Genomic DNA, 22,671 nt, shown 5'->3' with positions numbered 1-22,671 from the left:
AAAATCTCACGGCGGGTTCGCTTACGTTTACCTGCGTACTCGGCATCGGCGAAAGAAATCTGCTTCATGGGGGGATCAACCGTTCAGCTCATGTGATGGGAGATATTTCACCAGATTTTGAAACCTTTTTCAGAGTTTCCCTAAGGCCACCGTGAACGGTCAGCCAATGGCCCGAGAGTATGTCGAGACTTTGTTGTTGCCCCTATTGGTGGCAGCACACGGCAAGAACTACTCGGGAATCCTTCAGGTTGCTCAAGTATTTGCCGCTGCTGGTCTGTCCCTGAGTGCATCCCCTGAGGCCGCTCGTAGTTATCGAGAGCATATGGCCGAGAAGGCAGCACTTGAAGCCCGTCAGATTGCTGAGGCTAAGGCCAACGCTGAGCGGTGCCGTGTGCCGACCGCACAGGAAATCGCAGAGAAGAAGGCCGAGCGTGCACGTCAGGCTCAAGCCATCCGTGATTACGGTGAGCGTCTCCGTGCCCAGCTTGGCCGCTGATGGCAACCACACCCATTCATAACCTTTAGGAGTTACAAGAAATGAAGCCTTTTCAATACAAGGCCCCTGAGCGGGTCTATACCCAATCCGTGAAGTCCCTCGGGCTTACCCAGGCGACATTCCACAGTTCGGACATTCGGGCCGAAGAGGTGGCCGCAAGCGACCCAGCGGTCTACGCCTTGGCAATGCAGGAAGCCGCCGATGAGCACCTGAATGGCGAAGAGTGGCGGGAGGACATGAACAATGCTTTCCCGTCCGAAGTGCGCCCTTATGGTTCGATCCCAACGTGCCCCCAAGTCGCCCTGATGGCTGATCGGTCAGTGACCTTCGATCCCCGGCAGACCTACGATGGTCGCACAGTGACCAAGGGTGTAGCTCTGGCAGGCTCGCTTGTGTCCATGGAGGCCCCTGAGGTCGGCGTGTTGGTGTCGGCTCGAATCTCTATCCTCGACCACACCGTCCAGTTTGGTTTCACTGAGCGGAGCATGGAGCAGACCGCCAATAAGGTCCTAAATGACCTTGAGCTGACCATGGCTGGTAAGATCGCTGAGAGCCTGGAGAGCCAACCCTCGGTCTCTAAGGTCTACGTTGGGCCACTCACTGGCACACCGGCTGCCCAGGCTGAGGACTTCCTTGACCTCATCGCCACCCACCTGGACACCTACTGGGGTCGTGACATCTCAGAGTTTGGCGTTCTGATTCCCGTGAGTCTTCGCCCTGTTCTTAATCGTGCCGCCCAAAGGGCAGGCTTGGAGGACATCGACGAATTGGTGGGCACTCGTGTGCAGGTCTACAGCGGACCAGATCGAGGCATCTTCTTGGCACCCAAAGCGTTCGCTCTGTTGTCCTTTCGTGAGAACCGTGAAGGCGACGTGTGGCGCATTGAGCTGAGCCGCAATAGTGCCTCGCTGAGCTGGGAGCTGGAGGTCAGCGCAGTGGTAGACGTAATGGCTACCGCTATGGTCGAGGTGAAGGTAAACGGTTCTGACTGGGAGACCACCCCAGTGGCCTTGCCTCTCATCAAGCAGATCGTCCTTTCGGATGCGCCTTGAGGGACCCGCAAGTAGGGCCTAAAGGGTCCCCTCAAGTCTGAGGGGGCCTCGCTGGATTCCATCAATCAACGAGTCCAAATCTGGACCGGTTAACGCCCGTCGCTGGGCATTCATCAAACACAGTCTTTCTGTTTGCTCTCTGTGCCATCGATCAGAGCCCGTCATGGGGCCTGTGTGCTGGTCTGTGGGAGCGAACTCAGAGAGCAAACAAAAGGAAAACATGAACATGATCGATATCAAACACAAGCACGCGGCCCACGTAATCATCATTGAGGGTAAACCTTTCAAGGCTAATGACTCAGGTATGTGGGACCTGACTGACATCTGGCGGACCCTGAAGCTACCCAAAGGCAAACAACCGGGTAAGTGGGTAGACACCAAGAAGGCCAAGACCTTGGAACAAACCGGAAATATCGGTTCGTTAAACAAGGGGCGAGCAGGCTCCGTGACTCGGGCCACCAAGCGGGCCACTCTGGCATATGCCGGATGGGTCTCAGATGAGTTCGAGGCAATGGTCTATGACGCCTTCGAGGCGATCCTTGAGATGCCTGAGGTCGCCTTACTGGTGGCCGACAAGATGCGCAACATGGGCAATGACCATAGTGCTGCAATCCTTGAGCGGTCCGCCTTCAATGATCGCTGTGACTGGAGGGCTCTCAAAGCTCCCCACAAGAACACCCAAAAGGGGCTGAGGGCTGCTGTAGCCAAGGGCAACCTGTCCCTTGAGCGAGCCATTGGTTTAGGCCTCAATAGGTCCCCGCTTAGAGCGTGAAGTTGCTATGCTCAGCCGCTAAACACTCCAACGTAAGGTCAGCCATGAGCTTCACGCTGTGTTTCACTTACAACAATAAACGAGTGGTCACGAAGGTGTCAGTCGATCATCTGACCCCATATGCGGCTGTTTGTTTTGCCCTGCTTCAGTCGGGAGCCACCAACGACTCAAGCCGTGGAGGCTGGCCTGACTCCTATGAGGGCATCCTTGAGGTTGCCAAGCATTACGGCCTTACAAACTTCAGCTTCCACCACTCCCTGAAATCATAGGTGACCTCATGGACCGCTTGCAGGCCCTGTACTGGGTCTGTGTGGCTGTCCATATGGCCTTATGGTGCGTCAATGCGTGCCGTTGGCTATACGGGCACCTCAAAGACCCTTGATGAAAAACTGACAGAAAAATCTGAGACCCCATTCCACACAATGTCTTCCCAGGCTTTCCCCCGTATGCCCCTCCCTGGAGACCCCGGACGAATGAGCCGAGGACTGGGACAAAGGTGGAACAAAGGTGGGACAAACCTGTTGCAAAACGGGGTCTCTCCTCGCTAACCTGAAGGCTCCTAACGTGCCTCAAAAGGTCGGTGTGAGGATCGTATCCTTCGCCTCTGGCAGCATCTTCGGGTAGTCCAAAGTGTAGTGCAGGCCCCGAGATTCCTTGCGTTCCATGGCAGACCGGATCATCAGTTCTGCTACCTGAGCAAGGTTCCTCAATTCGATCAGGTCCCTACTTACTCGGTAATTGCTGTAGAACTCGTCGATCTCGTCCAGCAACAGGCGCACACGGTGCTGTGCCCGTTGCAGGCGCTTGTTGGTGCGCACGATACCGACGTAGTCCCACATGAAACGGCGCAGTTCATCCCAGTTGTGCGCAATGATTACGTCTTCGTCGGAGTCGGTGACCTGGCTGGCATCCCACGCGGGCAGGGCGCTTGGCGCTGTCACATCATCGAGTTGCGCCAGAATGTCTGCCGCCGCCGAGCGGGCGTAGACGAAACATTCCAGCAGCGAGTTGCTGGCCATGCGATTGGCGCCGTGCAGGCCGGTGAAACTGGTTTCACCGATGGCGTACAAACCCGGTACATCGGTGCGGCCGTTTTGGTCGACCATGACTCCGCCACAGGTGTAGTGCGCGGCGGGTACGACCGGGATCGGTTGTTGAGTGATGTCGATGCCGAAACCGAGGCAGCGTTCATAAACCGTCGGGAAGTGACTTTTTATAAAGGCTTCGGGTTTGTGGCTGATGTCGAGATAGACACAATCCACGCCCAGACGCTTCATTTCATGGTCGATGGCGCGTGCGACGATGTCACGCGGTGCGAGCTCGGCGCGCTTGTCGAAGCGGTACATGAAGCGTTCGCCATTGGGCAGCTTCAAATGCGCGCCTTCGCCGCGCAACGCTTCAGTGATCAGGAAGCTTTTGGCTTGCGGGTGATACAGGCAGGTGGGGTGGAACTGATTGAATTCGAGATTCGCCACCCGGCAGCCTGAGCGCCAGGCCATGGCGATGCCATCACCACAGGCGCCGTCAGGGTTGCTGGTATAGAGGTAGACCTTGGCAGCCCCCCCGGAAGCCAGAATCACGAAGCGTGCGCCGTAGGTATCGACTTCGCCCGTGGCGCGGTTCAGCACGTAGGCGCCAAGGCAGCGGTCGCCGTCCATGCCCAGGCGACGTTCGGTAATCAGATCGACGGCAACTCGCTGCTCCAGCAGTTCGATGTTGGAGCGTTCTTTGGCTTGGGCCAGCAAGGTTTTGAAAATCGCAGCGCCGGTGGCATCGGCCGCATGGATGATGCGCCGGTGGCTATGGCCGCCTTCGCGGGTCAGGTGGAATTCGAAACCGCCGTCCTCAGTGCCGGACTGCTCGTCGCGGGTAAACGGCACGCCTTGATCGATCAGCCATTGGATGGCTTCCCGGCTGTGCTCGACGGTGAAGCGCACGGCGTCTTCATGGCACAGACCGCCGCCGGCGTTCAGGGTGTCATCGACGTGGGATTCGACAGTGTCGGTGTCGTCCAGCACAGCTGCGACGCCACCCTGGGCCCAGAACGTCGAACCGTTGGCGAGATCGCCCTTGCTCAGTACGGCTATGCGCAAATGACCCGGAAGGGTCAGCGCAAGACTCAAACCGGCAGCACCGCTGCCAATGACCAGAATATCGTGTTGAAACTGTTGGCTCATTTCAGGATTCCGCTCAAAGCGACCCGGATCGGGGGTGGTGCAAGACAGCTGGATCGGCGAGTCAAGACAGCCACACAGCCCACTAGTATATAGAGGGGTGGGGCGGCACAATAGCCGGGCCTATATGGCATTGTGAAACTACTGTGACGGAAAAAGCCGTGTGTTTCGTCGGAAGAATTTCCATAAGTTTTGTGGAGAGACGACTGTATCGGCGATGAAACAGACTTTTTCTTCCCGGGGTTGCCCAATGTGGGGTGGGGGCGTCTATAAATAATTGGAACTTTTGTCAAAGGCCCAAGATCAATAGACGGTGCCAGAAACAAGGGACAGTGTCGGCTTGCGTGCGGAATCTGCGGTTGGGTTCCTGCCGGTGAAACCGATGACAAGATTATTCGCGCAGCCGGTTTATCCCGCGCTGCGTTTTTCGTGCGTGCCAAAACAGAGCCCGCAGGAAACTTGCTTGGAGGGGGAGAACTTTTGCGAAAAGCCCGAGTCTATGGTTGCAAGTCTGGTCATTTAGTTATGCAAGTCTCCTCCGGGCTTATCGAGGAGTGTTCATGCTAACCCAGGAAGAGGATCAGCAACTGGTCGAGCGCGTTCAACGTGGCGACAAGCGAGCTTTCGATCTGCTGGTGCTGAAATATCAGCACAAAATTCTCGGGTTGATCGTGCGTTTTGTGCACGACACCCATGAAGCCCAGGACGTCGCTCAGGAAGCCTTTATCAAGGCGTATCGAGCACTTGGAAACTTTCGCGGCGACAGTGCGTTTTATACGTGGCTGTACCGTATTGCCATAAACACGGCGAAGAATTACCTGGTTTCACGCGGCCGCCGGCCGCCAGATAGCGATGTAAGTTCAGAAGATGCAGAGTTCTACGACGGCGATCATGGCCTCAAGGATCTCGAATCACCAGAACGTGCACTGCTGCGGGATGAGATCGAAGGCACCGTCCATCGAACCATTCAGCAACTGCCAGAGGATTTGCGTACGGCTTTAACTTTACGCGAATTCGATGGTCTGAGTTACGAGGACATTGCGAGCGTCATGCAGTGTCCGGTGGGTACCGTGCGCTCTCGGATTTTCCGCGCCCGGGAGGCCATCGATAAAGCCCTGCAACCGTTGTTGCAGGAAAACTGAGACAGCGGCGACAGCCAAGAGAGGAACGCCATGAGTCGTGAAGCCCTGCAGGAATCGCTGTCCGCAGTGATGGATAACGAAGCGGACGAACTGGAATTGCGTCGAGTGCTCAATGCACTGGACGACGTTGAAACCCGTGAGACCTGGGCTCGTTACCAGATCGCTCGGGCAGCCATGCACAAGGATTTGCTGCTTCCGCGTCTGGATATCGCTGCGGCAGTGTCTGCTGCACTGGAAGACGAAACGGCTCCGGCCAAAGTATCTCGCAGCCCATGGCGCAACCTCGGTCGTCTGGCTGTTGCGGCCTCGGTAACTGTTGCCGTTCTGGCCGGTGTTCGCCTTTACAACCAGGATGAAATTGCGGGTGTTGAACTGGCACAGCAATCGAACCAGCCAACCCTGGCCACTCCACAAGTGAAAGGCCCGGCTGTTCTGGCAGGCTATAGTGAGAGTTCGGAAGCTACTGGCCCTATGGCCAACGGCGTACTGCAAGGTCAGCCGGGCTGGCACGATCAGCGTCTGCCGGGTTACTTGCGCCAACACGCTCAACAGGCAGCACTGAAAGGTACTGAAAGCGCACTGCCATATGCGCGTGCAGCGAGCCTGGAAAACCGTTAAGGAGGATCATGCGCGCCATACCTCTACTCTCGCTTCTGCTCAGTGGCTGGTTTGTTCTTCCAGCCCACGCCGACGAGGCCCAGGACTGGTTGACCCGTCTGGGCCAAGCCGAACAGCAGCAAAGCTTTAAAGGCACATTCGTTTACGAGCGTAACGGTAGTTTTTCTACCCATAACATCTGGCATCGCGTCCAGAATGGCCAGGTTCGCGAGCGTTTACTTCAGCTCGACGGTTCTGCGCAGGAAGTCGTGCGCATTGATGGACATACTCAATGCGTCAGCGGCACCCTGATTGCCGGGCTGGGGGATACTCCCAACTCCGCCGCTCGTCCTCTCGATCCGCAAAAGCTTAAAAACTGGTATGACCTTGCCGTCATTGGCAAATCGCGCGTGGCGGGGCGAGACGCAGTGATCGTATCGCTCACGCCTCGTGACCAGCATCGTTACGGGTTTGAGTTGCATCTGGACAAGCAGACCGGGCTGCCGCTCAAGTCATTGTTGCTCAATGACAAAGGGCAGTTGCTCGAACGCTTCCAGTTCACCAGCCTCGATACCGACGATGTGCCCTCTGATAAAGACCTGCTGGCCGACGCCGACTGCAAGCCAGTCAAGCTCGACAGCGACAAGGCTTCTGCCGTGAAAACGGCTCAGGTCTGGCATTCAGTGTGGTTGCCCCCAGGCTTCGAACTGACCAGCAGCGCCTCGCACAAAGATCCCGAAACCAAGGCGCAGGTCACCAGCCTGATGTATGACGATGGCTTGGCGCGCTTCTCGGTTTTCCTTGAGCCATTGAATGGCGCTACCGTTACTGATACTCGCACCCAACTGGGCCCGACTGTCGCCGTATCCCGTCGGTTGACCACGCCGGAAGGCGAGATCATGGTCACCGTGGTGGGTGAGATTCCAATCGGCACTGCCGAACGAATTGCTCTTTCGATGCGTAATACCGATGCCCCAGCAACCAGCAAGCAGTGAGCTGATTTCAGTCATTACCCTTTCTTCGTTCAGACGGAGATGAAATGTTTGTTGAGCATTTTCATTTGCAAATCACCCGGAAATTTTTTATAGGTCAGAGCCTCACGGCTCTGGCCTTGTTTGTTTTTCCTGGAAGAAAAATACCGGTGTGTGGTTTCCGGTGTTCCTTGTTCCATATCGCTTAAACCTGCTCGTCGTAACGGGAGCTGTATGTCGATACCTAGCTTGAAGTCTTATCTCTCCATTTTCGCCACCGTGCTGTTGCTCGGTCAGGCCATTCCTGCTGCGCAAGCAGCCGATCTGCCTGACTTTACGCAACTGGTCGAACAAGCTTCGCCGGCCGTGGTGAACATCAGTACCACCCAGAAATTGCCGGATCGCAAAGTGAACCAGCAGATGCCTGATCTCGAAGGCCTGCCACCAATGCTGCGTGAGTTCTTCGAACGCGGCATGCCGCCTCAGCAGCGTTCTCCGGGCGGTGGTCGCCAGCGTGAAGCGCAATCGCTGGGTTCGGGGTTCATCATCTCTCCAGATGGCTATATCCTGACCAACAACCATGTGATTGCCGATGCTGACGAAATTCTCGTACGCCTGGCTGATCGCAGCGAAATGAAAGCCAAGCTGGTCGGCACTGACCCGCGTTCCGACGTGGCCCTGCTGAAAATCGAAGGCAAGGATCTGCCGGTGCTCAAGCTCGGCAAGTCCCAGGATTTGAAAGCCGGGCAATGGGTGGTGGCAATCGGATCGCCTTTCGGCTTTGACCATACGGTGACCCAAGGCATCGTCAGCGCCGTGGGTCGTAGTCTGCCGAACGAGAACTACGTGCCGTTCATCCAGACTGACGTGCCGATCAACCCGGGCAACTCCGGTGGCCCACTGTTCAACCTGAACGGTGAAGTGGTCGGGATCAACTCGCAGATCTATACCCGTTCCGGCGGCTTCATGGGTGTGTCGTTCGCGATCCCTATCGATGTGGCAATGGATGTGTCGAACCAGTTGAAGAGCGGTGGCAAGGTCAGCCGCGGCTGGCTGGGCGTGGTCATTCAAGAAGTGAACAAGGATCTGGCCGAGTCGTTCGGTCTTGATAAACCGGCCGGTGCGCTGGTTGCACAGATCCAGGATGACGGTCCGGCGGCCAAGGGCGGTCTGCAAGTAGGCGACGTGATCCTCAGCATGAATGGTCAACCGATCGTCATGTCCGCTGACCTGCCGCATCTGGTTGGTGCACTGAAAGCGGGTGCCAAGGCCAATCTGGAAGTGATCCGTGACGGCAAGCGCAAGAATGTCGAGCTGACAGTCGGTGCTATTCCTGACGAAGACAAAGATCTGGATGTTCTGCCGAAGTCCGGAACTGAAACCAGCAGCAACCGCCTCGGTGTGTCGGTGGGCGAACTGACCGCTGAGCAGAAGAAAACCTACGACCTCAAAGGGGGAGTGGTCATCAAGGAAGTGCAGGACGGTCCTGCGGCGTTGATCGGTCTGCAACCAGGTGATGTCATCACTCACCTGAACAACCAGGCCATCGGCTCCACCAAGGAGTTCGCCGAGATCGCCAAGGCGCTACCGAAGAATCGCTCGGTGTCGATGCGTGTTCTGCGTCAAGGTCGCGCGAGCTTCATTACCTTCAAACTGGCTGAATAAGCAGGCTGACGGTTAAAAAAAACCGCCTCGAAAGAGGCGGTTTTTTTATATCTGAAGCTTTTATATCGGTGGTATGACTCAGCCCATCATGTCCTTGACCATGCGTTCCTGCTCCATCAACTCGCGTTGGCGTGCGTCAATGCGCGCGGACAGCGGGAAGTTGCTGCCCGCCTTGCGTTTGGCAAAATCGAGCTGCTGGATCGCCTGACGGTAATCGCCGACCAGCGCGAAATACTCGGCGCGTGCCTGGTGCAGGCCGATGATATTGCCTGACAAACCACGGGTTTCGGCAACCTGATACCAGACGTCCGGATCATTCGGGCGTGATTTGAGCAAGCCTTCCAGCGCCTTCTCGGCATCGGCGGCGCGATTCTGTTTGAGCAGCAGATCGACACGAACCTGGTTCAGTGGATAGTTGCCAGGATACTGCGTAAGCATGCGGTCAACCCGCGACTGTGCATCGGGCAGGCGATTGTTGGTGATGTCCAGGTCGACCTGAGCAAGGTTGTAGATGATCTCGTTTGGCGACTTGGCCAGCAATTGCTTGAGGTTCTCCCGGGCTTCATTCAACTGGCCACCCTTTATCTGCGCGATTGCCAGACCATAGCGCGCCACATCGTTTTTCGGATTCTCGTCCAGTTGTGCGCGAAAGCGCTTGGCGCCTAACCCCGGGGTTCCCTCGTAGATCAGTTGGACGCGGGCGCGAATCAACTGATAGCGCATGGAGTCTTCGATGCCGCCGGGCTTGGCCTGTTCGGCACGGTTGCGGGTGTCGGCGATCCGCGATTCGGTAACCGGGTGGGTCAACAGGAATTCTGGTGGCTTGGCATCGAAACGATACTGGCGCATCAAGCGCTCGAACATGTTCGGCATCGAGCGCGGATCGTACCCGGCCTTCTCCAGATTGAGGATGCCGATACGGTCGGCTTCCTGTTCGTTCTGGCGGGAGAAGGTCCGTTGCGACTGAATCGCAGCAGCCTGAGTGCCCGCGATGGTTGCAATGCCGGCGTCACCGCCACCGGCCGCGGCAATCACGATCCCGGCCAGCAGCGCGGCCATCATCGGCACCTGCATCCGCTGTGACGCCTCGACACCGCGGGCGAAGTGGCGTTGCGACAAGTGAGCCAGTTCGTGTGCCAGTACCGACGCGTATTCGCCCTCGGTCTGCGCATTGAGGAACAATCCACCGTTGACCCCGACCACGCCGCCAGGTGCCGCAAAAGCGTTGAGCTGCGGGCTGTTGATCAGGATGAATTCAAGGCGCCGGTCAGTAACCTGGCTGGTCTCCACAAGCTTGTAAACGCTCGATTCAACGTAGTCCTTGAGTTGTGGATCGTTGAGCTGTGAAACCTGACTGCGCAACATGGCCAGCCAGGCGCGACCGAGTTGGTATTCCTGTTGTGGCGAGACAATGGCAGAGCTGGCGTCGCCGAGTGACGGCAGATCGTCGGCAAAGCCCGGTGAGGCGAGCAGGCAAGCGAGCGTCAGCAGGGTAGGGCGCAGAAAAGTCATGCACAAAGCCTTAGAAGACAAAGACCTTACTGTAGCCGGACACCAGGCCTGCGACCAGATATTCTAGGTCGCTCGACTGACCTGATCCGGAGTGACGCAATGACTGACGCTGTAGCCCATGATGTGGAACTGGACGCCAGCGGCCTGAATTGTCCGTTGCCGTTGCTCAAGGCAAAAATGGAACTGAACAAGTTGTCCAGCGGTGCGGTGCTCAAGGTGATCGCCACGGATGCGGGCTCGCAGCGCGATTTCCGCACCTTTGCCAAATTGGCCGGTCATACGCTGCTGCGTGAAGAAGACGAATCGGGCGTCTATCGTTACTGGTTGAAAAAGGCCTGAACCTGACAGCGTAAAAGACTTAAGGATTATTGATGTTCAAAGTGTTACGCGACTGGATTCAGCGTTACTTCTCTGACGAAGAAGCCGTGGTGTTGGCGGTGCTGTTGGTGCTGGCCTTTACTGCGGTGCTCACCCTCGGCGGCATGCTTGCGCCTGTATTGGCGGGGATGGTGCTGGCGTATCTGATGCAGGGCCTGGTGGTCACGCTGGAGCGTCTGCGCATGCCGGGCGGAGCGGCGGTGGGGTTGGTGTTTGCGCTGTTCATGGGCGTATTGATGCTCTTCATCGTTGTGGTGTTGCCGCTGCTGTGGCATCAGTTGATCACGCTGTTCAACGAGCTGCCGGGCATGCTCGCCAAGTGGCAATCGCTGCTTTTGTTGCTGCCGGAGCGCTATCCGCATCTGGTGTCCGACGAACAAGTGTTGCAGGCCATCGAAGTGGCGCGCGGCGAGATTGGCAAATTCGGCCAGTTGGCGCTGACGTTCTCGCTGTCGAGTTTGCCGTTGCTGGTGAACATCATGATCTACCTGGTGCTGGTGCCGATCCTGGTGTTCTTCTTCCTCAAGGATCGGGCAATGATCGGCGAGTGGGTGCGCGGCTATTTGCCTCGCGAACGGGCGCTGATCACCCGGGTCGCGCAGGAGATGAACCGACAGATCGCTAATTACATTCGCGGCAAAGTCATCGAGATTGTGATTTGCGGCGGCGTTACCTACATCGCTTTTGTCGCGCTGGGCCTCAACTATGCGGCGCTGTTGGCCTTGCTGGTCGGCGTTTCGGTGGTGGTGCCGTATGTCGGAGCGGTGGTGGTGACGGTGCCCGTGCTGCTGATTGCGCTGTTCCAGTGGGGCTGGAGCGATCAGTTCATCTATTTGATGGCGGTTTACGGCATCATCCAGACACTGGACGGCAATGTGCTGGTGCCGTTGCTGTTTTCCGAAGCGGTCAATCTGCACCCGGTGGCAATCATCTGCGCGGTGCTGTTGTTTGGTGGGCTGTGGGGATTTTGGGGAGTGTTCTTCGCGATTCCCCTGGCGACGCTGTTCAAGGCCGTGCTGGATGCGTGGCCACGCAAGGAGCCGGCGGTGGCGCCATTGCTTTAGTGGCTGATCGGTATTGTTCGGTGCGGCTCAAGGCCCATTCGCGAGTAAGCCCGCTCCCACACTGGATCTGTGAATGCCACAGTTCCTATGTGGGAGCGGGCTTGCTCGCAAAGGCGTCAGTGAAAACGACGCAACAACATCAGGCCTTGTTCAGATTCTGGGCAGCAACCAGCACCGCATCCACATGGCCCGGTACTTTCACGCCGCGCCATTCCTGACGCAGTACACCGTCCTTATCAATGAGGAAAGTGCTGCGATCAACGCCCAGGTATTCCTTGCCGTACAGCTTCTTCAGCTTGATCACGTCGAACAGTTGGCAGACGGCTTCGTCCTTGTCGCTGATCAGCTCGAACGGAAATTCCTGCTTGCACTTGAAGTTCTCGTGGGACTTCAGGCTGTCGCGGGAAATACCGAAGATTTCCGTGTTGGCAGCCTGGAACGCCGCGTACTGATCACGAAAGCCCTGACCTTCGGTGGTGCAGCCCGGGGTGCTGTCCTTCGGATAGAAGTAGATCACCACTTGCTTGCCCTTCAGGGCAGAGAGGCTGACGGTTTGCCCGCTGGTGGCAGGTGCTTCGAAATCCGCTACGGGTTGGTCGATGACAACGGCCATGAAAGTTTCCTTACATTGGGTTCTGTGGGCGCCAAGGCTCGATCAGTGCGTCGAGGTTCATCGCATCGGCGAAATCCAGGAACTGGTCACGCAGCCAACTGATCTGTGTGCCGGCCGGCAGGGTCACGGTAAATGTAGCATTGAGCATGGTGCCGCCGGTTTGCGGTGCCTGATACGTGTCACAGGTCAGGTTTTCCAGTTCGACGTTGTGATCCATGAAGAACTGGCACAGCTCATTGATGATGTCCGGGCGATACGCCGAGCTGACATAAGCCACGTACGGCAGTGCCTGCGGGCGATTTTCCAGCGCCGCGCTACGCACCACGTTGACGGTGAAAGCGTGCTTCTTGGCGAGGCCCGACAGGCTGCCTTCCAGACGCGCGAGGGCGTCCCAGCTGCCAGAGATCTCAAGGATCAGCGCGCTGCACTCGCCGTGGCGGGTCAGGCGTGAAGTAACCACCGCGCAGCGATTTTCATGGCTGGCGCGGCACAGGACGTTAGTCAGCTCCATGGGGTTGGCGCCGAGGGCACTGATGACAAGGAATTGTTCGCGAACTGTGGGGGTGGACATGCAGCATTCCTAAAGCGATGAGCGGTCGGTAGGTTTACGGTCGTTGGCCGCCGGGAGGTGCCTGTGTGCCCATTCAGGCTGTCCGTTCAAAAAGCCCCGGCAAAGCGCTCGCGGCTCGCTCCACTATAGCGGGAGCGCGTCGATGCGACGCAGGAACGGGGTTTGGGAGGCCGAAAAGGGAGGCTGTAACCCGGCGTACAAGCTGATCTGTACCGATCAAAGTCTGAAGGGTAGCGAAAACCGACGCCAAGGGGAATGGCGGCAGCGCAGTACTTCGCTTGTGCAAGCATCTTGGCGCCAGTACCATTACCGCTCTCTTTTTCCGGCAGGAGCGGTTTCATGATTGCGGGCAGTATGGTGGCACTGGTCACTCCCATGGATGCACAAGGGCGTCTTGACTGGGACAGCCTCAGCAAACTCGTGGACTTCCACCTCAAGAACGGCACCCATGCCATTGTCGCGGTCGGTACTACCGGCGAGTCGGCAACCCTTGATGTAGAAGAACACATCGCCGTGATCAAAGCCGTGGTCAAACAGGTTGCTGGCCGCATTCCGGTCATCGCCGGCACCGGCGCCAACTCGACCCGCGAAGCCGTCGAACTGACCCGCAACGCCAAAGCCGCCGGCGCCGATGCCTGCCTGCTGGTAGTCCCGTACTACAACAAGCCGACTCAGGAAGGTCTGTACCAGCACTTCAAACACATCGCCGAAGCGGTCGACATCCCGCAGATTCTCTACAACGTTCCTGGTCGTACGTCTTGCGACATGCAGGCCGAGACCGTGATTCGCCTGTCCACCGTGCCGAACATCATCGGCATCAAGGAAGCCACCGGCGACCTGACGCGTGCCAAAGCGATCATCGATAGCGTGAGCAAGGACTTCATCGTGCTGTCGGGCGATGATCCGACCGCGGTCGAGCTGATCCTGCTGGGTGGCAAAGGCAATATCTCTGTTACCGCCAACGTCGCTCCACGCGAAATGGCGGATCTGTGCGAGGCCGCGCTCAAGGGCGACGCCGATACCGCACGGGCCATCAACGAAAAACTGATGCCTCTGCACAAAGACCTGTTCATCGAAGCCAACCCGATTCCGGTGAAGTGGGCTTTGGTTGAAATGGGCCTGATGCACGAAGGCATCCGCCTGCCGCTGACGTGGCTGAGCGCACCTTGTCATGAAACGCTTCGCACGGCCCTGCGCCAGTGCAGCGTCCTGGTTTAATTGAGGAAGTACAACGCATGAAGCGAATGGCCGGACTTTCCGCACTTGCCTTGATTATCTCCAGCACCAGCGGCTGCGGATGGGTCTGGGGGCCGGAAGGTTATTTCCGCGACCGTGGTAGCGATTACCTGCAAGCGCAACAGACTGCACCGATGCAACTGCCATCGGATGTCAGTACCTCCAAACGTCTGGATCCGCTGTTGCCGATCCCGCGCAACGTCGCTGACGATACCGCCAAGGGTGAGTACGTTGTTCCACGTCCTCAGCCGTTGTCGGCCATCGCCGATGCCAGCGATTATTCGCTGCAGAAAAGCGGCGATTCGCGTTGGGTCATGGGGCAGCATCCACCGGCCGAAGTCTGGCCAGTGGCCGTGCAGTTCTTCGAGGACAACGGTTTCCGTCTGGATGAACAGCGCCCGCAAACGGGCGAATTCACCACCACTTGGCAGCACTCCGATGAACTGTCCGCTGCCATGGCCAAGCGCCTGAGCGCATCTGGCGTCGGCGCCGACAGCGAAACCCGCGTTCGTGTGCGTGTCGAGCCGGGTGTGCAGCGCAATACCAGTGAAATCTATGTGGTCAGTGCCGAGCGGCCTGCCGGCAGTACTGCAGACGTAGCCTTCACCAATCGTTCGGTCAACACTGGCCTGGACGCAGCGCTGGTCGACGACATGCTCGCGAGCATGAGCCGCACTGCCGAAAAGGGCGGTTCGGTGTCGATGCTCGCTTCGCGTGATTTCGATACGCCAAGCCGCGTCAGCCTCAGCGAAGATGGCAGCGGTAACCCGGTGTTGAACGTCGGGACCGATCTGAACCGTGCATGGGCCAGCGTTGGCCGTGCGCTGGAGCAGGGCGAATGGCGTGTTGAAGACATCAACCGCAGCCTGGGCCTGTACTACATCAACCTGGCCGAAAAAGCCGAGAAGAAAGACGACAAGCCTGGTTTCTTCAGCAGCCTGTTCGGCAGTGCGCCGAGCAAGGAAGAAATTGAAGCCCGTGCCGAGCGTTATCAGGTTCGCCTGAGCAAGGTTGGCGAGAACATTCAGGTCACCGTCGAGAAAAACATCAACACCGTCGCACCGGCTGACGTAGCGCGCAAAGTGTTGAGCGTGATTCAGGACAATCTGGGCTGATCACATGCGTTTTGCCGTTCTCGGCAGCGGTAGCCAAGGGAACGGCACGCTGATCGCCAGTGCTGATACGTATGTGCTGGTGGATTGTGGTTTTTCCCTGCGGGAAACCGAAAAACGCCTGTTGCGCCTGGGTGTGAACCCGGCGCAACTGAGCGCGATACTCGTAACCCACGAACATGCCGACCACGTGCATGGCGTGGGTTTGCTGTCTCGGCGCTACAATCTACCGGTCTACCTCAGTCGCGGCACACTGCGCGGGATGCGCAAACCGATTGAACCCGCAGGCTTTCTGGCCGGCGGCGAGCAACTGCAGATCGGTGCACTGAACATCGGGGTCATTGCCGTGGCCCATGATGCGCAGGAACCGACCCAGTATGTCTTCAGTGATCACGAGCAGCGGCGCTTCGGCCTGCTGACCGACCTGGGTTCCTACTGCGAGCGGGTGCTTGACGGTTATCGGGACCTCGATGCGTTGATGATCGAGTCCAATCATTGCCGCGATATGCTGGCTCGTGGTCACTACCCGTACTTTCTCAAGCAACGGGTGGGCGGCGAGTTGGGACATTTGAACAACCACCAGGCGGCATTCCTGGTGTCCGAGTTGGGCTGGCAGGGTTTGCAACACCTGGTTCTGGCCCATCTGAGCAGCAAGAACAATTTGCCGCAGCTGGCCCGGCAATGTTTTGTCGACACCCTCGGGTGCGACCCGGACTGGCTGCAACTGGCCGATCAAGATTCAGGGCTCGACTGGCGTCACATCGCCTAGCCCACCTACTTAGCAAGCGGAGCCCATCATGGAAAAACGTGAAGAACTCTACCGCGGCAAAGCCAAATCGGTTTACAAGACCGACGACGCTGACCGCTTGATCCTGCTGTTTCGCAACGACACCTCGGCGTTCGACGGCAAGCGTATCGAGCAGCTAGACCGCAAGGGCATGGTGAACAACAAGTTCAACGCCTTCATCATGCAAAAGCTCGAAGCGGCCGGCGTACCGACCCAGTTCGACAAACTGCTGGGCGACAACGAATGCCTGGTGAAGAAGCTCGACATGATCCCGGTCGAGTGCGTCGTGCGTAACTACGCCGCCGGTAGCCTGGTCAAGCGCCTGGGTGTCGAAGAGGGCTTGAAGCTCAACCCTTACACCTTCGAACTGTTCCTGAAGGACGACGCCAAGGGCGACCCGTTCATCAACGAATCCCACGTTGTCGCATTTGGATGGGGCACCGCCGAGCAACTGGTTCGCATGAAAGAACTGTCGCTCAAGGTCAACGAAGTGCTGACCAAGCTGTTTGACGACGCCGGCCTGCTGCTGGTCGACTTCAAGCTTGAATTCGGCGTATTCAGCGACGGCTCCATCGTCCTGGGTGACGAGTTCAGCCCGGACGGCTGCCGTCTGTGGGACAAGGACACCAAGAAGAAGATGGACAAAGACCGCTTCCGCCAAGGCCTCGGTGACGTCATCGAAGCCTACGAAGAAGTCGCCAATCGTCTGGGCGTACCGCTTTAATCGACGCAAGCATCTGATAGCACGGAAAAAATTTCGCTAGGGGGGGTTCGCAACCAGCGAAAGTGTTGTTATGATGCGCGCCGTTGGAGAGATGCCAGAGTGGCCGAATGGGACGGATTCGAAATCCGTTGTACCTTCACCGGTACCTAGGGTTCGAATCCCTATCTCTCCGCCATTACATAGAGAAAGCCCCGTAGATGAAAATCTGCGGGGCTTTTTCGTTTCTGGGCGGATAGTAAGGTCGGCCAACCGCTATTTTCCGGCTTTGAGTGCCGACTTCTTGGGTTTTCACATCGTCAATCACCGCTTTACCCATCGCAGTCAGGTAATACGCAACCCAGGCGTAACGGTCGGTGTGTCTCATGAACGCTGCGTCTTCTGCGAAGGATTTGGCGAGGCCTGGCAGATCGGAAGCTTGCGACAGCGCTTCGCTGACGCGGACGCCGGCGCTGACATGGAGCAGTGCGTTGTCTGAGTCGTAGATGAACGGGGTGAATCCGATGGTTTTTTCTTCTGGGGTTTCGGTCATTTTGCGCCTCCGTACATAGAGACGTGTGATCAGAGAAGGCTTGTATCGCGGTGCAGGCGCAGCGGGTTTAACCGGTTGCTTGTTTGTATTGTTCAGCTCCCTCGATTCCGGAGCTGCCGCATTCTGCCGACGAGTTACTTCACCGAACATGGAAGGGCCCCGCAGGATCAAACCTGCGGGGCCTTTTTATTTTTGCAGGAGCTACCGCTCCCCGCACTCAGCCACTCACGACAGCGAGTGCCCTAGCTCCTGTTTGATCAGCTCATAAACTTCCTTGTGCGTCGAGTTATGCAGCGTGTTGTCCTGGCATGCCGAAGCCAGGAAGGTTTTGACTTCTTCTTTGGCATCCGGGTAGAGGCTGGCGACGTAGTCGGCCTCATGTTCTTGGGTGCAGTTGAAGTACTTGTCGTCTTTCGCTTTGTCTCTAGCCATTGTGCGGCTCCTTTTGGGTTCAAATGATGTGGAGAAACAGGGCCTGATTGCCCCATACGTCACTGAGCGTAGGGACGTAAAAACGGCCCGCCAGTCGTTCGAACAAAAAAGGAAAAGGTTGTAGGACGCAGTCGCTCATTCACTCTCGCGGTTAAATCTCCTTCACCGGCGTCTCCCCTGTTGCTCCTTTGATCAACTCGATCACATGTAAACAATCCGCCTTGTTCACATAAGACTCACCACTGGCGATGGTCTCGTGATTGCCTGCGCGCAGCCTCCAGCGCCATTGCCCTTTGCCGGTGCTCGGGGTGCCTTTGGATTGTCTGTAAATCTCGAAATACATTCAGTTCGCTCCATGCGATTTATTTGTGCGACAGCCTTTTTGACGCATGGTCGCAAGCCTAGCGCAGACGGTTTTTTTGGCTATCGGACATTTGTTTCCAATCGTTCGCGGATGTTTCTGAAGGGGGCGGGCTAGAGCGCAGTAATCGACCTCTGGTTTGGCTGGAATGTCGCCGTTTCGTCCTTGCATCGATTTCGACGCTACTGCTTAATACGTGACGGCTCATGGCGTCGAAAATCGTTCGGCGACCGACAATCACTATAAAAAGAGCACTCCTTTGACTGAGCATGGAACGCAATAGGCCGCTCGGGTTAGATTGTCGCTGGTTGTCCCCGTTTTTAACGAGGAGGACAGTCTCGGCACGTTTCTCCTGCGTATAAACGAGGTCTTCCAGACGCAAGCGTTGATTGACCTTGAGCTGGTGTTCGTCAATGACGGCAGCACTGACACCACGCTTGAGCGCTTGCTTGAACGCCAGCAGAGCGATTCGCGTCTGCGCATCGTCGATCTGAGCCGTAACTTCGGCAAAGAGGCGGCGTTGTCCGCCGGTTTACAGATGGCTACCGGGCAGATCGTGGTGCCGATCGATGCCGATCTGCAGGATCCGCCTGAAGTCATTTTGCGCATGATTGAGCGTTGGCGAGAGGGCTTCGAAGTGGTGCTCGGTCACCGCATCAGTCGCAACAGTGACACCTGGGCCAAGCAGACGTCGGCCCACTGGTTCTATCGCCTGCACAATAAAATCGCCGAACAGCCATTGCCCGAGAAGGTTGGCGATTTCCGCCTGATGGATCGTTGCGTGGTGGATGCCCTGCTGACTTTGCCCGAATCCCGACGTTTCATGAAAGGCCTGTTCGCCTGGATCGGATTCCGCACCACTCACGTCGATTACGAGCGTCCCGAACGCGTGGCCGGGCATAGCAAGTTCAACGGCTGGCGGTTGTGGAACTTTGCTTTGGAAGGCATCACCAGTTTCAGTACCGAACCGCTGCGGATCTGGACGTATCTGGGGGCTTTCGTGTCTCTCGTATCCTTCGCCTTCGCAATTTTCATTGTCTTGCGCACGCTGATACATGGCGTCGACATGCCCGGTTATGCCTCGCTGATGGTCGCTGTAACGTTCCTCGGCGGCCTGCAATTGATCGGCATCGGCGTTCTCGGTGAGTACCTGGGCCGCACTTATATCGAATCCAAACGCCGGCCGGTTTTTCTGGTGCGTCGCGTCTACGACCCGAAGGACTGAAACATGGATCTCAAGGAAACCGACATCCTCGGTGACAGTATCGGCGAGCACTGGTATTACTGCTCCAAAGCGGCCGCCACCCGGCGGTTGCTCGGTGACGCGCCGATCAGACGGATTCTCGATGTGGGCGCCGGTTCCGGGTTTTTCTCCCACCACCTGCTGATCCGCACCGATGCGCGCGAAGCATGGTGCGTGGACATCAGCTACCCCGCCGATTCCGACGCGAGCACCGCCGGTAAGCCCGTGCATTACCGGCGCGGCATTGAAACCATCGACGCCGACCTGGTGCTGCTGATGGACGTCCTCGAACATGTCGATGACGACCTCGGTCTGCTCAAGGCGTATGTCGACAAAGTTCCGTCCGGCAGCCGTTTCCTGATGACTGTACCGGCGTTCCAGTTTCTCTGGAGCGGTCACGATGATTTTCTTGAACACAAGCGCCGCTACACCTTGGCGCAGTTCGAAACACTGGCTCGCGATGCTGGTCTGACGGTGCAGCGCGGCGCTTACTATTTCGGCGCGGTGTTCCCGATTGCGGCAGCCTTGCGTTTGTTACCGCAAGGCGCGCAGGCGTCGACACCACACTCACAACTCAAACGTCATCACCCGCTGGTGAACTCAGTGCTCAAGACCCTGTGCCGCCTTGAACTGCCGTTGATGGGCCTGAACCGTCTGGCCGGGTTGAGCGTTTTTGTGTTGGCGCAAAAACCGTGACGTCAGCCGAAAAGTCCGCGTTAATCCAGCGCGGTATACGCTTTGCCGTGACCGGTGTGTTTGTCACCGCGCTGCATGCGCTGGTCGCGGTGATGTTCATTAATTTCGTCACCCCTCAGCCACCCCTTGCCAATGGCGTGGCGTTTGCCGTTGCGACGGTCGTTTCCTATCTGATCAATACCACCTGGAGTTTCTCGGCCCGATTGCATGGCAGAACGTTGCTGCGTTTCCTGCTGGTTTCGTTGGGTGGATTTGTGCTGGCGATGTTTGTTGCCTGGGCGGCGCAAATGGCCGGAATGCACTATTTGCTGGGCATCGGGGCGGTAGCGTTGACGGTTCCTGCTTTCACCTTTGTATTGCACAATTTCTGGACGTATCGATGAAGGATTCGGCAAAACGCTTGGCGGTCATATTGCTGCCGGTACTGATCGGGTTATTGGCCTTTTTCATTGTGGTCGGCCCTCGCGCACTCAACCCACAAAACATTGCATGGCTGGGGCAGGGCGATCCAGCTACCCACTACTTGGGATGGGTGTTTTTTCGGCATGCGCCGTGGACCTTTCCACTGGGCCTGAACCCGACTTATGGGCTGGAGTTGGGCAACGGTTTGATCTTCTCTGACTCTAACCCGTTGCTGGCGTTTTTTTTCAAGCCGTTTGACGGCGTGTTGCCAGACACCTTTCAGTATTTCGGTTTCTGGTTTCTGGCGTGTTTCGTCTTGCAGGCCTGGTTCGCGTGGAAGTTGCTGGGCCTGATCACGGCGAATATCCCCCTGCGAGCATTGGGCGCAGCGCTGTTTCTGTTTGCTCCGCCGATGATTGTGCGCATGCCGGTGCATCTGTCGCTAGCCGGGCATTTCGTGATTCTCGCTGCCTTGTACCTGGCGCTGCGTCCCTACGATGAGCGCCGACGTTTGGCTTGGGGCGTTCTGTTGGGTTGTACGGCGTTGATACATGCGTATCTACTGGCGATGGTGGCGTTGATCTGGCTGGCCGATCTGGCCGCGCGCTGCTTCAAGTCGAGGCTGACGCTGCGTAACGCGGCGGCCGAATTGGTATTGCTGTTCTCGCTGGTCAGTTTCTGTTGCTGGCAGGCCGGTTACTTCTCGGTCAATGGCGCCGATGCTGTTTCTGACGGTTTTGGCCTGTACCGTGCCAACGTGCTGACGTTGTTCAATGCCAATAACTGGTCTTATGTCCTAAAGGATCTACCCAATGGTCTGGGGGATTCGGAGGGGTTCGGTTTCCTCGGTCTGGGATTGTTGTTGTTGCTGGCTGTTTGTGGGCTGGTGGGTGTTTTGCAAGGCCAAACCGGACTGGGTGTGGCATTGCGCCGGCATGTCTTTCTGCTGCTCGCTCTGGTGGGGCTGACGGTGTTTGCACTGTCCAACAACATCGCGGTGGGTGGGCTGAATTTTGTTTATCCACTGCCGGACAATATCATCGCGATTGCTAACATTTTTCGGGCTTCGGGGCGTATGTTCTGGCCGGTTTACTACGCCATTATCCTGGTCATCGTGTTTCTGGTGATTCGCGCTAACCCTCCGCGAACGGCCATCTGCCTGCTGTCATTGGCACTTGTGGTTCAGGTTGCAGATACGCGCAGTGGATGGTCTCTGGTGCGCAAGATGTTGATGGTGGAGCCGTCCGCGCATTGGGCTACACCTTTTAAGGATCCCTTTTGGCAGAGCGCCGCAGCGCACTACAAAAAAATTCGCTGGATCCTGCCGCAAAACCTCTCAGCGCAATGGCTCAAGGTCGCCTCATTCGCAGCCAGTCATGGGTTGCCAACCGACGCCGTGTATCTTGGGCGCATGGGTAAGGATCAATGGCAGCGCGCTGATCGACACACCTCTGAAATGCTTGACTCCGGGCAATACGAAGCCGATTCGCTATATCTGCTCAGCGATCGGGCATTGCTGCAGGCGGTGTCGACCGTCAATACGCGTAACGATTTGTTCGCGCGCATCGACGGGTTCTACGTGCTGGCGCCTGGTTGGAAGCAGTGTGGTAGCTGCCTGCAGGTGTCCGTTGAACAGACGCCTGCGCAACTGGTTCCCGAGTTCTCGCCTGGGCAAACTGTTCAGTTCAGTTATGGTGCGGCGGGCAGTGTGTTTCTCGCCCGAGGCTGGGCGGATGCTGAATCGTGGGGGGTGTGGTCCAGCGGGGTCGACGCCGAAATCGTCATGCGTGTCCCTGATACCGCGCGAACGCTGCGCCTGGACGCTACCGCGCTGGTGTCTGCGACCCATACCAGACAGGGTGTCCTGGCCACAATCAATGGTCTTCAGGCATTGACTACAACGTTGGAGAAAAACGACGGCAACACTTTGGAGTTGAAGCTGACGCCGGCCATGCATCAACGTATCAGGGAAGACGGTTTACTGCGGTTACGATTGCAGTTTGCCGACGCGATCAGTCCTCAGGCGTTAGGTATGGGCCATGACCAACGACTGCTGGCCTTGGGATTGAAGGCGATGACTCTCAACTGATTCAGACATTCGTAGACGGCATACCCCTGGCCTTTCTACACTGCCCGTATTCC

Annotated in this window: 25 protein-coding genes and 1 tRNA gene; 18 read left to right on the top strand and 8 right to left on the bottom strand. The window is 57.3% G+C overall.

The window, feature by feature from the left end:
* Positions 1-166: 166 nt before the first annotated feature.
* The 3 genes from K5E40_RS01650 (at position 167) to K5E40_RS01640 (ending at position 2,320) form a co-directional block, all read left to right on the top strand.
* The gene (locus K5E40_RS01650) at positions 167-496 is read left to right on the top strand and encodes a hypothetical protein (RefSeq protein ID WP_221729416.1); all 330 of its coding nucleotides are present in this window, start codon (positions 167-169) and stop codon (positions 494-496) included.
* Positions 497-537: 41 nt separating this feature from the next.
* Positions 538-1,548, top strand: coding sequence for a hypothetical protein (locus K5E40_RS01645; RefSeq protein ID WP_221729415.1), 1,011 nt, complete (start codon positions 538-540; stop codon positions 1,546-1,548).
* Positions 1,549-1,774: 226 nt separating this feature from the next.
* Positions 1,775-2,320: a hypothetical protein gene (locus tag K5E40_RS01640; protein WP_221729414.1), complete on the top strand. Its 546-nt coding sequence runs from the start codon at positions 1,775-1,777 to the stop codon at positions 2,318-2,320.
* A 569-nt stretch (positions 2,321-2,889) separates the two neighbouring features.
* Here K5E40_RS01640 and nadB read toward each other — a convergent pair.
* Positions 2,890-4,497: an L-aspartate oxidase gene (gene nadB, locus K5E40_RS01635; protein ID WP_221729413.1), complete on the bottom strand. Its 1,608-nt coding sequence runs from the start codon at positions 4,495-4,497 to the stop codon at positions 2,890-2,892.
* A gap of 557 nt (positions 4,498-5,054) precedes the next feature.
* On the opposite strand from nadB, the gene rpoE reads away from it, so the two are divergent.
* The 3 genes from rpoE to K5E40_RS01620 are packed head-to-tail and all read left to right on the top strand — an operon-like array spanning position 5,055 to position 7,228.
* Entirely contained in the window at positions 5,055-5,636 is a 582-nt protein-coding gene (rpoE, locus tag K5E40_RS01630; RefSeq protein ID WP_003172477.1) for an RNA polymerase sigma factor RpoE, read from the top strand.
* A 30-nt stretch (positions 5,637-5,666) separates the two neighbouring features.
* A complete protein-coding gene (locus K5E40_RS01625; protein ID WP_007911408.1) occupies positions 5,667-6,254 on the top strand; it encodes a sigma-E factor negative regulatory protein in 588 nt (195 codons plus the stop codon).
* Positions 6,255-6,262: 8 nt separating this feature from the next.
* Positions 6,263-7,228: a MucB/RseB C-terminal domain-containing protein gene (locus K5E40_RS01620; RefSeq protein WP_221729412.1), complete on the top strand. Its 966-nt coding sequence runs from the start codon at positions 6,263-6,265 to the stop codon at positions 7,226-7,228.
* A 29-nt stretch (positions 7,229-7,257) separates the two neighbouring features.
* On the opposite strand, the gene K5E40_RS01615 is transcribed toward K5E40_RS01620, so the two are convergent.
* The gene (locus K5E40_RS01615) at positions 7,258-7,404 is read right to left on the bottom strand and encodes a hypothetical protein (protein WP_221729411.1); all 147 of its coding nucleotides are present in this window, start codon (positions 7,402-7,404) and stop codon (positions 7,258-7,260) included.
* 34 nt (positions 7,405-7,438) lie between these two features.
* Between K5E40_RS01615 and K5E40_RS01610 the strand changes: the two genes are divergently transcribed.
* Positions 7,439-8,869 (top strand): DegQ family serine endoprotease, encoded by a 1,431-nt coding sequence (locus K5E40_RS01610; RefSeq protein WP_221729410.1) that lies wholly within the window; start codon positions 7,439-7,441, stop codon positions 8,867-8,869.
* Positions 8,870-8,947: 78 nt separating this feature from the next.
* On the opposite strand, the gene K5E40_RS01605 is transcribed toward K5E40_RS01610, so the two are convergent.
* Positions 8,948-10,381 (bottom strand): M48 family metalloprotease, encoded by a 1,434-nt coding sequence (locus K5E40_RS01605; protein ID WP_221729409.1) that lies wholly within the window; start codon positions 10,379-10,381, stop codon positions 8,948-8,950.
* A gap of 99 nt (positions 10,382-10,480) precedes the next feature.
* Between K5E40_RS01605 and K5E40_RS01600 the strand changes: the two genes are divergently transcribed.
* Both K5E40_RS01600 and K5E40_RS01595 read left to right on the top strand, forming a co-directional pair.
* Complete coding sequence (locus tag K5E40_RS01600) at positions 10,481-10,720, top strand: sulfurtransferase TusA family protein (protein WP_221729408.1); 240 nt, start codon at positions 10,481-10,483, stop codon at positions 10,718-10,720.
* Positions 10,721-10,752: 32 nt separating this feature from the next.
* On the top strand, positions 10,753-11,823 hold the full coding sequence (locus K5E40_RS01595; protein WP_221729407.1) for an AI-2E family transporter: 1,071 nt from the start codon (positions 10,753-10,755) through the stop codon (positions 11,821-11,823).
* Between the two features lie 139 nt (positions 11,824-11,962).
* On the opposite strand, the gene K5E40_RS01590 is transcribed toward K5E40_RS01595, so the two are convergent.
* On the bottom strand, positions 11,963-12,436 hold the full coding sequence (locus K5E40_RS01590) for a peroxiredoxin (protein WP_221729406.1): 474 nt from the start codon (positions 12,434-12,436) through the stop codon (positions 11,963-11,965).
* Positions 12,437-12,446: 10 nt separating this feature from the next.
* Positions 12,447-13,007 (bottom strand): glycine cleavage system protein R, encoded by a 561-nt coding sequence (locus K5E40_RS01585; protein WP_016984694.1) that lies wholly within the window; start codon positions 13,005-13,007, stop codon positions 12,447-12,449.
* A gap of 339 nt (positions 13,008-13,346) precedes the next feature.
* Between K5E40_RS01585 and dapA the strand changes: the two genes are divergently transcribed.
* The 5 genes from dapA to K5E40_RS01560 all read left to right on the top strand — a co-directional run bounded on the left by dapA (position 13,347) and on the right by K5E40_RS01560 (position 17,041).
* Positions 13,347-14,225 (top strand): 4-hydroxy-tetrahydrodipicolinate synthase, encoded by an 879-nt coding sequence (gene dapA / locus K5E40_RS01580; RefSeq protein ID WP_221729405.1) that lies wholly within the window; start codon positions 13,347-13,349, stop codon positions 14,223-14,225.
* Between the two features lie 17 nt (positions 14,226-14,242).
* Positions 14,243-15,358: an outer membrane protein assembly factor BamC gene (gene bamC, locus K5E40_RS01575; protein ID WP_221729404.1), complete on the top strand. Its 1,116-nt coding sequence runs from the start codon at positions 14,243-14,245 to the stop codon at positions 15,356-15,358.
* A gap of 4 nt (positions 15,359-15,362) precedes the next feature.
* Complete coding sequence (locus K5E40_RS01570; RefSeq protein ID WP_007911390.1) at positions 15,363-16,124, top strand: MBL fold metallo-hydrolase; 762 nt, start codon at positions 15,363-15,365, stop codon at positions 16,122-16,124.
* 28 nt (positions 16,125-16,152) lie between these two features.
* A complete protein-coding gene (purC, locus tag K5E40_RS01565; protein ID WP_122608857.1) occupies positions 16,153-16,866 on the top strand; it encodes a phosphoribosylaminoimidazolesuccinocarboxamide synthase in 714 nt (237 codons plus the stop codon).
* An 85-nt stretch (positions 16,867-16,951) separates the two neighbouring features.
* A tRNA-Ser gene (locus K5E40_RS01560) sits at positions 16,952-17,041 on the top strand.
* Here the strand turns inward: K5E40_RS01560 and K5E40_RS01555 are convergent.
* The 3 genes from K5E40_RS01555 to K5E40_RS01545 all read right to left on the bottom strand — a co-directional run bounded on the left by K5E40_RS01555 (position 17,042) and on the right by K5E40_RS01545 (position 18,170).
* On the bottom strand, positions 17,042-17,395 hold the full coding sequence (locus tag K5E40_RS01555; protein WP_221729403.1) for a DUF3077 domain-containing protein: 354 nt from the start codon (positions 17,393-17,395) through the stop codon (positions 17,042-17,044).
* A 225-nt stretch (positions 17,396-17,620) separates the two neighbouring features.
* Positions 17,621-17,827, bottom strand: coding sequence for a hypothetical protein (locus K5E40_RS01550; RefSeq protein WP_221729402.1), 207 nt, complete (start codon positions 17,825-17,827; stop codon positions 17,621-17,623).
* 151 nt (positions 17,828-17,978) lie between these two features.
* Positions 17,979-18,170, bottom strand: coding sequence for a DUF1508 domain-containing protein (locus tag K5E40_RS01545; protein ID WP_221729401.1), 192 nt, complete (start codon positions 18,168-18,170; stop codon positions 17,979-17,981).
* A gap of 316 nt (positions 18,171-18,486) precedes the next feature.
* On the opposite strand from K5E40_RS01545, the gene K5E40_RS01540 reads away from it, so the two are divergent.
* From K5E40_RS01540 to K5E40_RS01525, 4 genes are read left to right on the top strand one after another with little or no spacing between them, the layout of a single operon-like run.
* Positions 18,487-19,413 (top strand): glycosyltransferase family 2 protein, encoded by a 927-nt coding sequence (locus tag K5E40_RS01540; RefSeq protein WP_221729400.1) that lies wholly within the window; start codon positions 18,487-18,489, stop codon positions 19,411-19,413.
* A 3-nt stretch (positions 19,414-19,416) separates the two neighbouring features.
* Positions 19,417-20,127 (top strand): bifunctional 2-polyprenyl-6-hydroxyphenol methylase/3-demethylubiquinol 3-O-methyltransferase UbiG, encoded by a 711-nt coding sequence (locus tag K5E40_RS01535; protein ID WP_221729399.1) that lies wholly within the window; start codon positions 19,417-19,419, stop codon positions 20,125-20,127.
* Entirely contained in the window at positions 20,124-20,510 is a 387-nt protein-coding gene (locus K5E40_RS01530; protein WP_221729398.1) for a GtrA family protein, read from the top strand. The genes K5E40_RS01535 and K5E40_RS01530 overlap by 4 nt, the downstream gene beginning before the upstream one ends.
* Positions 20,507-22,618: a DUF6311 domain-containing protein gene (locus K5E40_RS01525; protein ID WP_221729397.1), complete on the top strand. Its 2,112-nt coding sequence runs from the start codon at positions 20,507-20,509 to the stop codon at positions 22,616-22,618. Before K5E40_RS01530 ends, K5E40_RS01525 begins: the two co-directional genes overlap by 4 nt.
* The last annotated feature ends 53 nt before the right edge of the window (positions 22,619-22,671 follow it).

It is taken from the genome of Pseudomonas baetica, from assembly GCF_019733355.1.
Taxonomy (GTDB): Bacteria; Pseudomonadota; Gammaproteobacteria; order Pseudomonadales; family Pseudomonadaceae; genus Aquipseudomonas; species Aquipseudomonas baetica_A.
Note: the sequence above shows the minus strand (reverse complement) of the source record. Positions and strands in the feature narration are given on the sequence as shown.

Coding starts and splice junctions, on each gene's coding strand:
- K5E40_RS01650 (WP_221729416.1), top strand. CDS start 167: ATGGCCCGAGAGTATGTCGAGACTTTGTTGTTGCCCCTATTGGTGGCA.
- K5E40_RS01645 (WP_221729415.1), top strand. CDS start 538: ATGAAGCCTTTTCAATACAAGGCCCCTGAGCGGGTCTATACCCAATCC.
- K5E40_RS01640 (WP_221729414.1), top strand. CDS start 1,775: ATGATCGATATCAAACACAAGCACGCGGCCCACGTAATCATCATTGAG.
- nadB (WP_221729413.1), bottom strand. CDS start 4,497: ATGAGCCAACAGTTTCAACACGATATTCTGGTCATTGGCAGCGGTGCT.
- rpoE (WP_003172477.1), top strand. CDS start 5,055: ATGCTAACCCAGGAAGAGGATCAGCAACTGGTCGAGCGCGTTCAACGT.
- K5E40_RS01625 (WP_007911408.1), top strand. CDS start 5,667: ATGAGTCGTGAAGCCCTGCAGGAATCGCTGTCCGCAGTGATGGATAAC.
- K5E40_RS01620 (WP_221729412.1), top strand. CDS start 6,263: ATGCGCGCCATACCTCTACTCTCGCTTCTGCTCAGTGGCTGGTTTGTT.
- K5E40_RS01615 (WP_221729411.1), bottom strand. CDS start 7,404: ATGGAACAAGGAACACCGGAAACCACACACCGGTATTTTTCTTCCAGG.
- K5E40_RS01610 (WP_221729410.1), top strand. CDS start 7,439: ATGTCGATACCTAGCTTGAAGTCTTATCTCTCCATTTTCGCCACCGTG.
- K5E40_RS01605 (WP_221729409.1), bottom strand. CDS start 10,381: ATGACTTTTCTGCGCCCTACCCTGCTGACGCTCGCTTGCCTGCTCGCC.
- K5E40_RS01600 (WP_221729408.1), top strand. CDS start 10,481: ATGACTGACGCTGTAGCCCATGATGTGGAACTGGACGCCAGCGGCCTG.
- K5E40_RS01595 (WP_221729407.1), top strand. CDS start 10,753: ATGTTCAAAGTGTTACGCGACTGGATTCAGCGTTACTTCTCTGACGAA.
- K5E40_RS01590 (WP_221729406.1), bottom strand. CDS start 12,436: ATGGCCGTTGTCATCGACCAACCCGTAGCGGATTTCGAAGCACCTGCC.
- K5E40_RS01585 (WP_016984694.1), bottom strand. CDS start 13,007: ATGTCCACCCCCACAGTTCGCGAACAATTCCTTGTCATCAGTGCCCTC.
- dapA (WP_221729405.1), top strand. CDS start 13,347: ATGATTGCGGGCAGTATGGTGGCACTGGTCACTCCCATGGATGCACAA.
- bamC (WP_221729404.1), top strand. CDS start 14,243: ATGAAGCGAATGGCCGGACTTTCCGCACTTGCCTTGATTATCTCCAGC.
- K5E40_RS01570 (WP_007911390.1), top strand. CDS start 15,363: ATGCGTTTTGCCGTTCTCGGCAGCGGTAGCCAAGGGAACGGCACGCTG.
- purC (WP_122608857.1), top strand. CDS start 16,153: ATGGAAAAACGTGAAGAACTCTACCGCGGCAAAGCCAAATCGGTTTAC.
- K5E40_RS01555 (WP_221729403.1), bottom strand. CDS start 17,395: ATGACCGAAACCCCAGAAGAAAAAACCATCGGATTCACCCCGTTCATC.
- K5E40_RS01550 (WP_221729402.1), bottom strand. CDS start 17,827: ATGGCTAGAGACAAAGCGAAAGACGACAAGTACTTCAACTGCACCCAA.
- K5E40_RS01545 (WP_221729401.1), bottom strand. CDS start 18,170: ATGTATTTCGAGATTTACAGACAATCCAAAGGCACCCCGAGCACCGGC.
- K5E40_RS01535 (WP_221729399.1), top strand. CDS start 19,417: ATGGATCTCAAGGAAACCGACATCCTCGGTGACAGTATCGGCGAGCAC.
- K5E40_RS01525 (WP_221729397.1), top strand. CDS start 20,507: ATGAAGGATTCGGCAAAACGCTTGGCGGTCATATTGCTGCCGGTACTG.